Origin of the sequence: Enterobacter sp. 342 (genome assembly GCF_036663495.1) — a bacterium.
Classification (GTDB): domain Bacteria; phylum Pseudomonadota; class Gammaproteobacteria; order Enterobacterales; family Enterobacteriaceae; genus Enterobacter.
Map to the genome: position 1 here is coordinate 24,856 of NZ_JAWUEI010000014.1, position 14,183 is coordinate 39,038.

Annotated in this window: 13 protein-coding genes; 11 read left to right on the plus strand and 2 right to left on the minus strand. The window is 54.7% G+C overall.

Annotated elements, in window-relative coordinates; translation table 11 throughout:
• The first annotated feature begins 166 nt into the window (after positions 1–166).
• From priA to rraA, 7 genes are all read left to right on the plus strand, one after another.
• Complete coding sequence (priA, locus tag V6E55_RS13080) at positions 167–2,362, plus strand: primosomal protein N' (protein WP_316943013.1); 2,196 nt, start codon at positions 167–169, stop codon at positions 2,360–2,362.
• 119 nt (positions 2,363–2,481) lie between these two features.
• Positions 2,482–3,507: a DNA-binding transcriptional regulator CytR gene (gene cytR / locus V6E55_RS13085; protein WP_316943014.1), complete on the plus strand. Its 1,026-nt coding sequence runs from the start codon at positions 2,482–2,484 to the stop codon at positions 3,505–3,507.
• Positions 3,508–3,600: 93 nt separating this feature from the next.
• Complete coding sequence (ftsN, locus tag V6E55_RS13090) at positions 3,601–4,602, plus strand: cell division protein FtsN (RefSeq protein WP_316943015.1); 1,002 nt, start codon at positions 3,601–3,603, stop codon at positions 4,600–4,602.
• A 94-nt stretch (positions 4,603–4,696) separates the two neighbouring features.
• The gene (gene hslV, locus V6E55_RS13095) at positions 4,697–5,227 is read left to right on the plus strand and encodes an ATP-dependent protease subunit HslV (protein ID WP_014172194.1); all 531 of its coding nucleotides are present in this window, start codon (positions 4,697–4,699) and stop codon (positions 5,225–5,227) included.
• A 9-nt stretch (positions 5,228–5,236) separates the two neighbouring features.
• Entirely contained in the window at positions 5,237–6,571 is a 1,335-nt protein-coding gene (hslU, locus tag V6E55_RS13100; RefSeq protein ID WP_049004905.1) for an HslU--HslV peptidase ATPase subunit, read from the plus strand.
• A gap of 68 nt (positions 6,572–6,639) precedes the next feature.
• A complete protein-coding gene (gene menA / locus V6E55_RS13105) occupies positions 6,640–7,560 on the plus strand; it encodes a 1,4-dihydroxy-2-naphthoate polyprenyltransferase (protein WP_316943017.1) in 921 nt (306 codons plus the stop codon).
• Between the two features lie 92 nt (positions 7,561–7,652).
• Complete coding sequence (rraA, locus tag V6E55_RS13110) at positions 7,653–8,138, plus strand: ribonuclease E activity regulator RraA (RefSeq protein ID WP_014172197.1); 486 nt, start codon at positions 7,653–7,655, stop codon at positions 8,136–8,138.
• Between the two features lie 568 nt (positions 8,139–8,706).
• Here rraA and zapB read toward each other — a convergent pair.
• A complete protein-coding gene (gene zapB / locus V6E55_RS13115) occupies positions 8,707–8,946 on the minus strand; it encodes a septal ring assembly protein ZapB (RefSeq protein ID WP_010436935.1) in 240 nt (79 codons plus the stop codon).
• 398 nt (positions 8,947–9,344) lie between these two features.
• Here zapB and V6E55_RS13120 point away from each other — a divergent pair, with 398 nt between their 5' ends.
• The 4 genes from V6E55_RS13120 to fpr all read left to right on the plus strand — a co-directional run bounded on the left by V6E55_RS13120 (position 9,345) and on the right by fpr (position 13,673).
• A complete protein-coding gene (locus V6E55_RS13120; protein WP_114980017.1) occupies positions 9,345–10,190 on the plus strand; it encodes an MIP/aquaporin family protein in 846 nt (281 codons plus the stop codon).
• A gap of 21 nt (positions 10,191–10,211) precedes the next feature.
• Positions 10,212–11,720 (plus strand): glycerol kinase GlpK, encoded by a 1,509-nt coding sequence (gene glpK / locus V6E55_RS13125; RefSeq protein ID WP_028018115.1) that lies wholly within the window; start codon positions 10,212–10,214, stop codon positions 11,718–11,720.
• A 99-nt stretch (positions 11,721–11,819) separates the two neighbouring features.
• Positions 11,820–12,830 (plus strand): class II fructose-bisphosphatase, encoded by a 1,011-nt coding sequence (glpX, locus tag V6E55_RS13130; protein WP_316943018.1) that lies wholly within the window; start codon positions 11,820–11,822, stop codon positions 12,828–12,830.
• A gap of 96 nt (positions 12,831–12,926) precedes the next feature.
• The gene (gene fpr, locus V6E55_RS13135) at positions 12,927–13,673 is read left to right on the plus strand and encodes a ferredoxin--NADP(+) reductase (protein ID WP_316943019.1); all 747 of its coding nucleotides are present in this window, start codon (positions 12,927–12,929) and stop codon (positions 13,671–13,673) included.
• Here fpr and V6E55_RS13140 read toward each other — a convergent pair whose 3' ends face one another.
• Positions 13,674–14,093 (minus strand): DUF805 domain-containing protein, encoded by a 420-nt coding sequence (locus tag V6E55_RS13140; RefSeq protein WP_114980020.1) that lies wholly within the window; start codon positions 14,091–14,093, stop codon positions 13,674–13,676.
• Positions 14,094–14,183: the final 90 nt, after the last annotated feature.

Here is a 14,183-nt window from a genome sequence, read left to right on the forward strand (position 1 = left end):
AGCCCTAACGCCAGACACCACGCGATGTTGATTGTAAGTTCTTTGGCGTAAAGTACACCAAAGGCGGCGAATCATACAGAATTTGACCAACGTATGCAAACTGATCCGCACGCCGCTTTTACTAATGTGTATACTAACGCGCCACTTTTCAAGTCAGGAAGATTCGATGCCCGTCGCTCACGTTGCCCTGCCCGTTCCGCTTCCCCGCACCTTTGACTATCTGCTGCCTGACAGCATGAGCGCCAAAGCGGGCTGTCGCGTGACCGTGCCCTTTGGCAAACAGCAGCGCGTGGGGATTGTGGTTTCGGTCAGCGATAAAAGCGAGTTACCGCTCAATGAACTGAAATCGGTTGTTGAGGTGCTGGACAGTGAGCCGGTTTACTCCACCAGCATCTGGCGCCTGCTGCTGTGGGCGGCGGATTACTACCACCACCCCATCGGCGACGTCCTGTTCCATGCCCTGCCGGTTATGCTACGTCAGGGTAAAAGCGCCAGCCATGCGCCAATGTGGTACTGGTTTGCCACCGAAGAAGGTCAAGCAGTCGACATCAACAGCCTCAAACGCTCGCAGAAACAGCAGCAGGCGCTGGCGGCGCTGCGCCAGGGGAAAATCTGGCGTCATCAGGTCGACGAACTTGAGGTCAGCGAAACGGCGCTACAGGCTCTGAGAAAGAAAGGGTTAAGTGAACTGGGCAGCGAAGCGCCTGCACTTTACGACTGGCGAACGAGTTTTTCCGTATCAGGCGACAGACTACGTCTGAATACCGAGCAGGCCACCGCCGTGGGCGCGATTCATAGCGCCTCCGATCATTTTTCTGCCTGGCTACTGGCGGGGGTCACCGGTTCCGGTAAGACCGAAGTCTACCTGAGCGTGCTGGAAAATGTGCTCGCCCAGGGTAAACAAGCGCTGGTGATGGTGCCGGAAATCGGCCTGACACCGCAGACCATCGCCCGCTTTCGCGAACGCTTTAACGCGCCTGTTGAGGTACTGCACTCTGGCCTGAACGACAGCGAGCGCCTCAGCGCCTGGCTGAAAGCGAAAAACGGTGAAGCAGCGATTGTGATCGGCACCCGTTCGTCGCTGTTTACACCGTTTAAAAATCTCGGCGTTATCGTGATCGATGAAGAGCACGACAGCTCCTATAAACAACAGGAAGGCTGGCGCTATCACGCCCGTGATCTGGCGGTTTATCGTGCTCACAGTGAGCAAATCCCTATTATTCTCGGCTCCGCCACACCGGCGCTCGAAACGCTCCACAACGTGCGCCAGCGTAAATACCATATGCTGCGCCTGACGCGTCGCGCGGGAAATGCGCGTCCGGCCATTCAGCACGTGCTGGATCTGAAAGGCCAGCAGGTGCAGGCGGGGTTAGCACCCGCACTTATCACCCGGATGCGCCAGCATTTGCAGGCCGGGAACCAGGTCATTCTGTTTCTCAACCGACGCGGATTTGCGCCAGCCCTGCTGTGCCACGACTGCGGCTGGATTGCCGAGTGCCCGCGCTGCGACCATTACTACACTTTCCATCAGGCCCAGCGTCATTTGCGCTGCCACCACTGCGACAGCCAGCGCCCTGTTCCACGACAGTGTCCTTCCTGTGGCTCAACGCATATCGTGCCGGTGGGTCTGGGAACGGAACAACTGGAACAGGCTCTTGCGCCCTTCTTCCCTGACGTCCCCCTGTCCCGCATCGACCGGGACACCACCAGCCGCAAAGGCGCGCTGGAACAGCAACTGGCGGAAGTGCATCGTGGCGGTGCCCGCATTTTGATTGGCACCCAGATGCTGGCGAAAGGGCATCATTTCCCTGATGTAACGCTGGTTGCCCTGCTGGATGTCGACGGCGCACTCTTCTCAGCAGACTTCCGTTCCGCGGAACGCTTTGCCCAGCTTTATACCCAGGTCGCCGGTCGTGCCGGACGCGCGGGCAAACAGGGTGAAGTGGTTCTGCAAACGCACCACCCTGAACACCCGTTACTCCAGACCCTGCTACACAAAGGCTACGATGCTTTTGCTGAACAGGCGCTGGCAGAACGCCAGACCCTGCAGCTGCCGCCGTGGACCAGTCACGTCATCATCCGCGCGGAAGATCACAACAATCAGCAGGCCCCTCTTTTCCTGCAGCAGCTGAGAAATCTCCTGCAGGCCAGTCCATTGGTGGATAACCAGCTGTGGATCCTGGGCCCGGTTCCGGCACTGGCTCCGAAACGCGGCGGACGTTTTCGCTGGCAAATTTTGCTTCAGCATCCCTCAAGAATTCGTCTTCAGCATATCGTCAGCGGCGCGCTGGTACTGATTAACACTCTTCCGGAAGCGCGAAAAGTGAAGTGGGTGCTGGACGTCGATCCCATCGAAGGCTGAAGACGGATCGAAAAATTTAACGTTCCTCACACTTTTTATGAAAATTCTGTAACCGATTCCATTAACTATCTGTAAAAATGGTGATGTCAGAAGTTCGGTGTTCAGGCGAGGAGAAGACGTTGAAGTCCAGCAAAGAGGTTGCACCGGCGACCATGAAAGACGTTGCCCAGAAAGCACAAGTCTCTACGGCAACGGTATCCCGCGCATTAATGAATCCGGATAAAGTCTCCCAGGCGACCCGCAACCGGGTTGAGCAGGCTGCGCTGGAAGTGGGCTATTTCCCACAGGCGATGGGGCGTAACGTCAAGCGCAATGAGTCGCGCACCATCCTGGTGATTGTGCCGGACATCTGCGATCCCTTTTTCAGCGAGATTATCCGCGGTATTGAAGTGACCGCGGCTGAACAGGGTTATCTGGTACTGATTGGCGACTGCGCGCACCAGAACCAGCAGGAAAAAACCTTTATCGACCTCATTATCACCAAGCAGATCGACGGTATGTTGCTGCTTGGCTCTCGCCTGCCGTTTGATGCCAGCATTGAAGAGCAGCGTAATTTACCGCCGATGGTGATGGCCAACGAGTTTGCGCCAGAGCTGGAGCTGCCGACGGTCCATATCGATAACCTCACCGCCGCATTCAACGCCGTCAACTATCTCCAGGAATTAGGGCATAAACGTATTGGCTGCATTGCCGGGCCGGAAGAGATGCCACTGTGCCACTACCGTCTGCAGGGTTACGTTCAGGCGCTGCGCCGTACCGGCGTCACTGTCGATCCGCACTATATTGCTCGTGGTGACTTCACCTTCGCTGCGGGTGGACAGGCGCTGGAAAAACTTCTGGACCTGCCTGAACCACCCACCGCCGTATTCTGTCACAGCGACGTAATGGCGTTGGGCGCATTGTCGTATGCCAAACGTCGTGGCCTGCGGATACCGAAAGATTTATCGATCATCGGATTCGATAATATTTCGCTTTCAGAATTTTGCGATCCGCCGCTCTCAACGGTCGCTCAGCCGCGCTATCAAATTGGCCGCGAAGCGATGCTTCTTCTGCTGGATCAGCTTCACGGTCAAACAGTTAGCAGCGGCTCACGGCTGCTGGACTGCGAACTGATTGTTCGCGGTTCTACCCAGGCATTGACTTAAAGTAAACGTCTTTAGGACACCCTTATCTGGTCAAAGCCCCGCCGCTTAAGTAACATGGCGGACTGACGAACGAATAAATACAGCGAAACGATAGTGGCACAACGAGATTATGTACGTCGCGGCCAGCCGGCACCTTCGCGACGCAAAAAGAGTAGCTCAAGGAAAAAGCAGAGTAACCTGCCTGCTGTCTCGCCAGCAATGGTCGCTATTGCTGCGGCTGTAGTCGTCGCCTTTATTGGTGGACTGTACTTTATTACGCACCATAAAAAAGAAGAGTCTGAGGCGCTTCAGGCCAGCAAAGTGGCCGGAAACGGTCTTCCTCCGAAGCCTGAAGAACGCTGGCGCTATATCAAAGAGCTGGAAAGCCGTCAGCCTGGCGTACGTGCGCCAACCGAGCCTTCCGCAGGTGGAGAAGTGCAGAATGCGAATCAGCTGACGGATGAACAGCGTCAGTTGTTGGCACAAATGCAGGCTGATATGCGCCAGCAACCCACGCAGTTGAATGAAGTTCCGTGGAATGAACAGACTCCGGCACAGCGTCAGCAAACGTTACAGCGACGTCAGGCGCAACAGCAAATTCAGCAGCAACAGCAACAGCAACAACAGTGGGCGCAAACCCAGCCGGTACAGCAGCCGAAAGCACAGCCGCGGGTAACGGAACAGCCTTACCAGCAGCAGACGCGAACGGTGCAGTCCCAGCCGGTTCAGCAACAGCCGAAGGCTCAGCCGCAGAAGCAAACGGCTCAGCCATATCAGGATCTCTTGCAGACGCCAGCGCATACCACCGCTCAGCAGCCGAAAACGCAGCAGGCCGCACCGATCACTAAAGAGACCGATGCACCGAAGCAGACGGCGGAGAAAAAAGATGAGCGCCGCTGGATGGTTCAGTGCGGTTCGTTTAAAGGTGCAGAGCAGGCGGAAACGGTGCGCGCACAGCTGGCCTTTGAAGGGTTTGATTCACGTATTACCACCAACAATGGCTGGAATCGCGTGGTGATTGGCCCGGTTAAAGGCAAAGAAAATGCTGATGGCACCATTTCACGTTTGAAAGTCGCCGGTCACACAAACTGTATTCGACTCGCATCCGGGGGTTGAAACCCCCAATTTCCCCCCCATCTATCATTCTATTCAGCCCTGAGCACAGGCTCAGGGCTTCTGTTTCCCGATTCTGTAACCAGGGGGTCTGCTCGTGACAACAATAGTAAGTGTACGCCGTAACGGCCATGTGGTAATCGCCGGTGATGGCCAGGCCACGCTGGGTAATACCGTCATGAAAGGCAACGTGAAGAAAGTACGTCGTCTCTATAACGACAAAGTGATCGCCGGTTTTGCTGGCGGCACCGCTGATGCCTTCACGCTGTTTGAACTGTTTGAACGCAAACTGGAAATGCACCAGGGTCATCTGGTGAAAGCCGCCGTTGAGCTGGCGAAAGACTGGCGTACCGACCGCATGCTGCGCAAGCTCGAAGCGCTGCTGGCCGTGGCCGACGAAACCGCGTCGCTGATTATCACCGGTAACGGCGACGTCATTCAGCCGGAAAACGACCTGATTGCCATCGGCTCTGGCGGCCCTTATGCCCAGGCTGCAGCCCGCGCGCTGTTGGAAAATACCGACATGAACGCGCGAGATATCGCGGTGAAGGCGTTGGATATTGCAGGTGATATCTGCATTTATACCAACCACAACCACACCATCGAAGAATTACCGTCTAAAGCGTAAGGATCTCCCATGTCTGAAATGACCCCACGCGAAATTGTTAGCGAACTGAACAAACACATCATCGGCCAGGATAACGCCAAGCGTTCCGTGGCGATCGCCCTGCGTAACCGCTGGCGCCGCATGCAGCTTGATGAAGAGCTGCGCCACGAAGTGACACCAAAAAACATTCTGATGATCGGCCCGACCGGTGTCGGTAAAACTGAAATCGCCCGTCGTCTGGCAAAACTGGCGAACGCGCCATTCATCAAAGTTGAAGCCACCAAGTTCACCGAAGTGGGTTATGTCGGTAAAGAAGTGGATTCTATCATTCGCGATCTGACCGACTCAGCTATCAAGATGGTGCGCGTTCAGGCGATTGAGAAAAACCGTTACCGCGCAGAAGAGATGGCCGAAGAGCGCATTCTCGACGTGTTGATCCCACCGGCAAAAAACAACTGGGGCCAGGCTGAACAACAGTCTGAACCTTCAGCCGCACGTCAGGCGTTCCGCAAAAAACTGCGTGAAGGCCAGCTGGATGATAAAGAGATTGAGATCGATCTCGCTGCCGCACCGATGGGCGTGGAAATCATGGCGCCTCCAGGTATGGAGGAGATGACCAGCCAGTTGCAGTCCATGTTCCAGAACCTGGGCGGCCAGAAGCAGAAAGCGCGTAAGCTGAAAATCAAGGACGCGATGAAGCTGCTTATCGAAGAAGAAGCGGCAAAACTGGTGAACCCGGAAGAGCTGAAACAGGATGCTATCGAAGCGGTTGAGCAGCACGGTATCGTGTTTATCGATGAAATCGATAAAATCTGTAAACGTGGCGGCAACAGCTCCGGCCCGGATGTGTCCCGTGAAGGCGTTCAGCGCGACCTGCTGCCGCTGGTTGAAGGCTGCACCGTTTCCACTAAGCACGGCATGGTAAAAACAGACCACATTCTGTTTATCGCATCCGGTGCATTCCAGGTTGCCAGCCCGTCTGACCTGATCCCGGAATTGCAGGGTCGTCTGCCAATCCGCGTTGAGCTGCAGGCGCTGACCACTGAAGATTTCGAACGTATCCTGACCGAGCCAAATGCCTCTGCTACCGTACAGTACAAAGCGCTGATGGCGACCGAAGGTGTGAACCTCGAGTTCACCCAAGACGGTATCAAACGTATCGCTCAGGCCGCATGGCAGGTGAACGAAACCACCGAGAACATCGGTGCGCGTCGTCTCCATACCGTGCTGGAACGCCTGGTGGAAGATATCTCTTATGATGCGAGCGACCTTAACGGTCAAACCATTACCATTGACGCAGAATATGTGAGTAAACATCTGGATGCGTTAGTGGCAGATGAAGATCTGAGCCGTTTTATCCTATAATCGCGGTTACTGGATTCTCATCACGTTTAATGGGGGCTAATGCCCCCATTTTTATTGGCTAAATAACTATGACTGAAATCAGCCGTACTCAGGCGTGGCTCGAAAGTCTGCGCCCTAAAACACTTCCTCTGGCCTTTGCTGCGATTGTCGTCGGTACGGCTCTTGCCTGGTGGCAAGGTTATTTTGACCCGCTGGTCGCCGCGCTGGCATTGATTACCGCCGGCCTACTGCAAATTCTCTCCAATCTCGCCAACGATTACGGTGACGCAGTAAAAGGCAGCGATAAACCTGACCGTATCGGGCCGCTGCGCGGGATGCAGAAAGGGGTGATTACTCAGGCGCAGATGAAACGCGCATTGATTATCACCGTGGTGCTGATTTGTTTATCGGGTCTGGCACTGGTGACGGTGGCGTCTAAAACCACCAGCGATTTTATTGGCTTCCTGGTGTTAGGTTTATTGGCCATTGTCGCGGCCATCACCTACACCGTCGGCACGCGTCCTTATGGTTATATTGGTCTGGGTGATATTTCCGTGCTGGTGTTCTTCGGCTGGTTGAGCGTGATGGGGAGCTGGTACTTACAGGCACATACCCTTATCCCTGCTCTGTTCCTGCCTGCAACCGCCTGCGGACTGCTGGCGACGGCAGTGCTCAACATCAACAACCTGCGCGATATCGACAGCGATCGTGAGAACGGGAAGAACACGCTGGCGGTACGTCTGGGTCCGGTTAACGCGCGCCGCTACCACGCCTGCCTGCTGATGGGTGCGCTGATCTGCCTTGCGCTGTTTAACCTGATCTCGCTGCACAGCGTATGGGGCTGGCTGTTTGTACTTGCCGCCCCCCTGCTGATTAAGCAGGCGCGATTTGTCATGCGCGAACTGAGCCCTGCAGCCATGCCACCGATGCTGGAACGCACGGTAAAAGGCGCGCTCCTGACTAACCTGTTGTTCGTCATCGGGATTGTCTTAAGCCAGACGCTTCGTTAGCTGACAAATATCAATTAACAATTGATGATTTTGCCAACAACGCATTTCGCACGATATACTGAACACATTCGCAGCAACTGAGCGTTAAACCTATGAAATACGATACCTCCGAGCTTTGTGACATCTACCAGGAAGATGTCAACGTCGTTGAACCGCTGTTCTCCAACTTTGGTGGGCGGTCGTCGTTTGGCGGACAAATCGTCACGGTGAAATGTTTCGAGGACAACGGGTTGCTGTACGATCTGCTCGAACAGAATGGCCGTGGTCGCGTTCTGTTAGTTGATGGCGGGGGTTCCGTGCGTCGCGCGCTTATTGATGCTGAGCTGGCTCGCCTTGCCGTGCAAAACGAGTGGGAAGGGATTGTGGTTTACGGTTCCGTGCGCCAGGTAGACGATCTTGAAGATCTGGATATTGGTATTCAGGCCATCGCCGCCATTCCGGTCGGTGCGGCGGGTGAAGGCATTGGTGAAAGCGACGTGCGCGTTAACTTCGGCGGCGTGACCTTCTTCTCCGGGGACCATCTCTACGCCGATAATACCGGCATTATCCTTTCCGAAGATCCGCTGGATATCGAGTAATAAAACCGTAAGCGTGGGCCATAAAAAAACCGCCAACAGAAATGTGGCGGTTTTTTTGTCCCTCGGGATTCGCGGTCCGTTGGGAAGTCTTACAGACTAACACCAAGGAACTTCATCATACTCTCGTCTAAACCTTGGGCAACCCCTCAGAACCTTTATAAAATCCTATTTGTCTATGAAAACCTTAACGCCACGGTTGATGCTCTTTATGATACAGCGTCCCTTTCCGCCATCTCGCACATGGGCATCGGTCCAGGGAAAGGTGTATTCACTACCGTAAAGCAGGCTGACACCAGGGCTTGTGTCCACCGACTTATCACCGGTGGTGAACGGTGGAGCGGTTAGCTGCAGGGACCGCATAATGAAACGCTATTTATGTATTGCGTTCATTGTCGCCAGCGTACTCGTAGTAAAGAGTGATGAACCGAATGTGTTGATTGCTCTTACTATGACAGCGCAGGACAAGTAGCGTTAAGGCCGCCTCTGGCGGCCTTTTTTATAACTGGCATAAAAAAAGCCGGGTGGCGGCTTCGCCTTACCCGGCCTGGTCAGTTCATCCCATTGGGAATCAAACTTCTTCCATACGTCCCAGCAGCGCCTGCAGGCGATCCTGCCAGCCGTTCTGCTGTTCGCGCAGCTGGTTGTTTTCGCGCTCCAGTTCTTCGCGGCCGTGCTGAGCGTTCTGAACTTCCTGCGCCAGGCTGTTGTTCTTCTCTTTCAGCTCTTCAATTTCCATCTGCAGCAGGGTGATGGTGTCAATCGCCTGCTGTACTTTCGATTCCAGTTTCTCAAACACTTCTAAAGACATGATGCTACCTCTCCTGAATTGCAAGGCGACGCTTTAACGTAAACGCGCACGACATATACCGTCGATTGTATGGAGCACGGCGCTCTGTGTCCAGCGACACACCGCGCAGATCGCGGTTTGCAACACTTTTAGGTCTGGTCCTGGTGCGTTCGCGTCATATCACCCTAAATTGTTAACTCATTCGTTAATGAAATGATTCAGCTCACATTCCGCCACTGATGCAAAAATGTGCTTTATGGCGCGAAAACGCTCATTTTATGACGAAGACCACACATTTTGATTTCGATATTTCTCGTTTTTGCTCGTTAACGATAAATTAACACTATGTCTACAGGGCATCGTGGCTGTCACGGGCGGCCATGCTAACAATAAACATCAATTTCTTCAGGATTCCGATTATGAGTCAGACATCAACCTTAAAAGGCCAGTGCATTGCCGAGTTCCTTGGTACCGGGTTGTTGATATTCTTCGGAGTGGGCTGTGTCGCTGCACTGAAAGTGGCGGGTGCCAGTTTTGGTCAGTGGGAAATCAGTATTATCTGGGGTCTGGGCGTGGCAATGGCCATCTACCTGACTGCAGGTGTTTCTGGTGCACATCTTAACCCGGCGGTGACTATCGCACTGTGGCTGTTCGCGTGCTTCGACGGACGCAAAGTTGTTCCTTTCATTCTTTCTCAGTTTGCCGGCGCGTTTTGCGCAGCGGCGTTAGTTTACGGGCTTTATTACAATCTTTTCATCGACTTCGAACAGACGCATCATATGGTGCGCGGCAGTGTCGAAAGTCTGGACCTGGCAGGTATCTTCTCAACCTATCCAAACCCGCATATCAATTTTGTGCAGGCGTTCGCAGTTGAAATGGTGATTACCGCTATCCTGATGGGCGTTATCCTGGCGCTGACTGACGACGGAAACGGCATTCCGCGCGGTCCGCTGGCCCCCCTGCTGATTGGCCTGCTGATTGCGGTAATTGGCGCATCAATGGGCCCACTGACTGGGTTTGCGATGAACCCGGCACGTGATATCGGACCAAAAGCCTTCGCCTTTATTGCGGGTTGGGGTGACGTGGCCTTCACTGGCGGCAAAGACATTCCTTACTTCCTGGTTCCGTTGTTTGCGCCGGTTGTCGGGGCTGCACTGGGTGCGTTTAGCTACCGCAAATTAATTGGTCGCCACTTACCGTGCGACACCTGTGTGGAAGAGGAGAAGGAAACGACTTCTGCCGCACAACATAAAGCTTCGCTGTAATCTGACTACGGGACACATACCATGACCGAAAAAAAATATATCGTTGCGCTCGACCAGGGCACTACCAGCTCCCGCGCTGTCGTAATGGATCATGACGCGAACATCGTCAGCGTGTCACAGCGCGAATTTGAGCAAATTTATCCTCGTCCAGGCTGGGTAGAACATGACCCGATGGAGATCTGGGCATCGCAAAGCTCCACGCTGGTCGAAGTGCTGGCGAAAGCCGATATCAGTTCCGACGAGATTGCCGCGATTGGTATTACCAACCAGCGTGAAACGACGATTGTCTGGGAACGTGAAACCGGTAAGCCTATTTACAACGCCATTGTCTGGCAGTGCCGCCGCACATCAGAAATCTGTGAACAGCTGAAGCGCGATGGCATGGAAGAGTATGTGCGCAGCGCCACCGGTCTGGTTGTTGACCCGTATTTCTCCGGTACCAAGGTGAAGTGGATCCTCGACCACGTGGAAGGTTCACGTGAGCGTGCAAAACGTGGTGAACTGCTGTTCGGTACGGTTGATACCTGGCTTATCTGGAAGATGACCCAGGGACGCGTCCACGTCACCGACTATACCAACGCCTCACGTACCATGCTGTTCAACATCAACACCCTGGAGTGGGATGACAAGATGCTGGACGCGCTGGATATCCCACGCGCGATGCTGCCTGAAGTACGCAAGTCTTCTGAGGTATACGGCCAGACCAACATCGGCGGTAAAGGCGGCACGCGTATTCCTATCGCCGGTATCGCGGGTGACCAGCAGGCGGCGCTGTTCGGCCAGTTGTGTGTCAAGGAAGGGATGGCGAAGAACACCTATGGCACTGGCTGCTTTATGCTGATGAACACCGGCGAGAAAGCGGTGAAATCAGAAAACGGCCTGCTGACCACCATTGCCTGCGGCCCACGTGGTGAAGTGAACTACGCGCTGGAAGGTGCAGTGTTCATGGCGGGTGCGTCTATTCAGTGGCTGCGTGATGAGATGAAACTGATCAGCGATGCGTTCGACTCCGAGTACTTCGCGACCAAAGTGAAAGACACCAACGGCGTGTACGTGGTGCCTGCATTCACCGGTCTGGGCGCACCGTACTGGGACCCGTATGCACGCGGCGCGATTTTCGGCCTGACGCGTGGTGTGAACTCAAACCACATTATCCGCGCCACGCTGGAATCCATCGCCTACCAGACGCGCGACGTGCTGGAAGCGATGCAGGCTGACTCCGGCATTCGTCTGCACGCTCTGCGCGTGGACGGTGGTGCGGTCGCGAACAACTTCCTGATGCAGTTCCAGTCGGACATTCTGGGTACTCGCGTTGAGCGTCCTGAAGTGCGTGAAGTCACAGCGCTGGGTGCCGCATACCTCGCCGGTCTGGCAGTAGGTTTCTGGCAGAACCTGGACGAGCTGCAGGAGAAAGCGGTGATCGAACGCGAATTCCGCCCAGGTATTGAAACCACCGAACGTAACTTCCGCTACAGCGGCTGGAAAAAAGCGGTGAAACGCGCCCTGGCATGGGAAGATCACGAAGAGTAACTCCCCTCACTCTAACCCTCTCCCCAAAGGGGAGAGGGAACTCGTCTCCCCACTCTGTGATAAACTTCGTGCAATTCCTTTTGATTGCACGAGTACCTCATGAAACGTGAACTTGCTATCGAGTTTTCCCGCGTCACCGAAGCGGCCGCCCTCGCAGGCTATAAATGGCTGGGTCGTGGCGACAAAAATACCGCAGACGGTGCGGCTGTCCATGCCATGCGCATCGTCCTTAATCAGGTCAACATCGACGGCACCATCGTGATCGGCGAAGGCGAGATCGACGAAGCGCCAATGCTCTATATTGGTGAGAAAGTCGGCACCGGAAAAGGCGATGCGGTGGATATCGCCGTCGATCCGATCGAAGGCACACGCATGACGGCGATGGGTCAGGCCAACGCCCTGGCGGTGCTGGCAGTGGGCGACAAAGGCTGCTTCCTCAACGCGCCAGATATGTACATGGAAAAGCTGATTGTCGGCCCTGGCGCGAAAAGCGCTATCGACCTCAGCCTGCCGCTGGAAGAGAACCTGCACAATATCGCCAAAGCATTGGGTAAACCGCTCAGCGAGCTGACCGTCACCATTCTGGCGAAACCGCGCCACGATGCCACGATTGTGCAGATGCAAAAACTCGGCGTGCGCGTGTTTGCCATTCCGGATGGCGACGTTGCCGCCTCGATTCTGACCTGCATGCCGGATAGCGAAGTCGATGTGCTTTATGGCATCGGTGGCGCACCGGAAGGAGTCGTGTCCGCAGCAGTGATCCGCGCCCTGGACGGCGACATGCAGGCACGCCTGCTGCCACGTCATGATGTCAAAGGCGATAGCGAAGAGAACCGTCGGATTGGCGAAGAGGAGCTGGCACGCTGCGAAGCAATGGGCATCGAAGCCCATAAAGTTCTCACTCTGGACGAAATGGCCCGCAGCGATAATGTTATCTTCTCGGCAACCGGCATCACGAAAGGTGATCTGCTGGACGGCATTACCCGCAAGGGCAACATGGCAACCACTGAAACGCTGCTGATCCGCGGTAAATCACGCACCATTCGTCGCATTCAGTCTATCCACTATCTCGACCGTAAAGACCCGGACGTACAGACGCACATTCTGTAAAACCGTTTGATCGATAGAGCTTTCCGGCCCAAATGGGCTGGAAATCTTCACGACAAGACAGGAAGATAGAACAGAGAAACAGCACAGGAGAAGATCATGGCGGACTGGGTAACAGGTAAAGTCACAAAGATACAGTTCTGGACCGATACGCTATTTAGTCTCACCCTGCATGCTCCCGTTCACCCGTTTACGGCCGGGCAATTTGCGAAGCTGGGGCTGGATGTCGACGGTGAACGCGTACAGCGCGCCTACTCTTACGTTAACGCGCCAGATAACCCGGATCTCGAGTTCTATCTGGTTACCGTTCCGGACGGCAAACTCAGCCCGCGCCTCGCCGCTCTAAAGCCCGGTGATGATGTGCAAATTGTGAGTGACGCTGCCGGCTTCTTCGTGCTCGACGAAATTCCTGACTGTGACACGCTATGGATGCTGGCAACCGGCACGGCCATCGGCCCTTATCTCTCCATTTTGCAATATGGCAAAGACCTTGAACGCTTTAAAAACATCGTGTTGGTTCATGCCGCGCGCTACGCTGCAGACTTAAGCTATTTGCCGCAAATGCGCGAGCTGGAACAGAAGTATGGCGGTAAGCTCAAAATTCAAACGGTGGTCAGTCGTGAAATGGCACAAGGTGCGCTGACGGGTCGTGTGCCGGCATTAATTGAGAGTGGAGTCCTGGAAAAAGCAGTGGGTTTGCCGATGACGGCGGAAACCAGCCACGTCATGCTGTGTGGAAACCCGCAGATGGTTCGTGACACGCAACAACTTCTGAAAGATACCCGGCAGATGACGAAACATCTTCGCCGCCGACCGGGCCATATGACCGCTGAACACTACTGGTGATCAGCGGAATTTCACCTCAAGGGTGTCTTTACCGTATTTGTTTTCGCTCTGGGTGCCAATAAACGCACCCAGATCGACAATCATCATCACGAAGATGACTGACGGCAGTAACCTGCCGACGACCCAGGGAAGAATGGACGGAAGCATCGCCCAGTTCCCTGCCACCAGCATCCACGCCAGAATAATCAGAAATGCCCACGCACCGGAACGCCCGCGATCGTGCAGACGTTTTACAACCACGGCCGCTGTTGGCCATAGCAGACAGACCAGCGCAAATGCCGCCGTTTGCGTACTCAGCCATGCATTGTAAGCAACAAAAAACAGAACCAGCATGGCGACGACCCATGTCACCATCCAGATCCAGAAATCACGGCGTCCAATACGCCCTTTGAATGAAAACAACCACTGCTGTATGGTCATGTAAGGTTCCTTATTATCGTATAGCGCGCATTTTACCCTGGAGTTGTGACCTTTTGACAAGCCGACCAGATATCGTTTTAATCATGAGCA

Coding starts and splice junctions, on each gene's coding strand:
- priA (WP_316943013.1), top strand. CDS start 167: ATGCCCGTCGCTCACGTTGCCCTGCCCGTTCCGCTTCCCCGCACCTTT.
- hslU (WP_049004905.1), top strand. CDS start 5,237: ATGTCTGAAATGACCCCACGCGAAATTGTTAGCGAACTGAACAAACAC.
- menA (WP_316943017.1), top strand. CDS start 6,640: ATGACTGAAATCAGCCGTACTCAGGCGTGGCTCGAAAGTCTGCGCCCT.
- rraA (WP_014172197.1), top strand. CDS start 7,653: ATGAAATACGATACCTCCGAGCTTTGTGACATCTACCAGGAAGATGTC.
- zapB (WP_010436935.1), bottom strand. CDS start 8,946: ATGTCTTTAGAAGTGTTTGAGAAACTGGAATCGAAAGTACAGCAGGCG.
- V6E55_RS13120 (WP_114980017.1), top strand. CDS start 9,345: ATGAGTCAGACATCAACCTTAAAAGGCCAGTGCATTGCCGAGTTCCTT.
- glpK (WP_028018115.1), top strand. CDS start 10,212: ATGACCGAAAAAAAATATATCGTTGCGCTCGACCAGGGCACTACCAGC.
- glpX (WP_316943018.1), top strand. CDS start 11,820: ATGAAACGTGAACTTGCTATCGAGTTTTCCCGCGTCACCGAAGCGGCC.
- fpr (WP_316943019.1), top strand. CDS start 12,927: ATGGCGGACTGGGTAACAGGTAAAGTCACAAAGATACAGTTCTGGACC.
- V6E55_RS13140 (WP_114980020.1), bottom strand. CDS start 14,093: ATGACCATACAGCAGTGGTTGTTTTCATTCAAAGGGCGTATTGGACGC.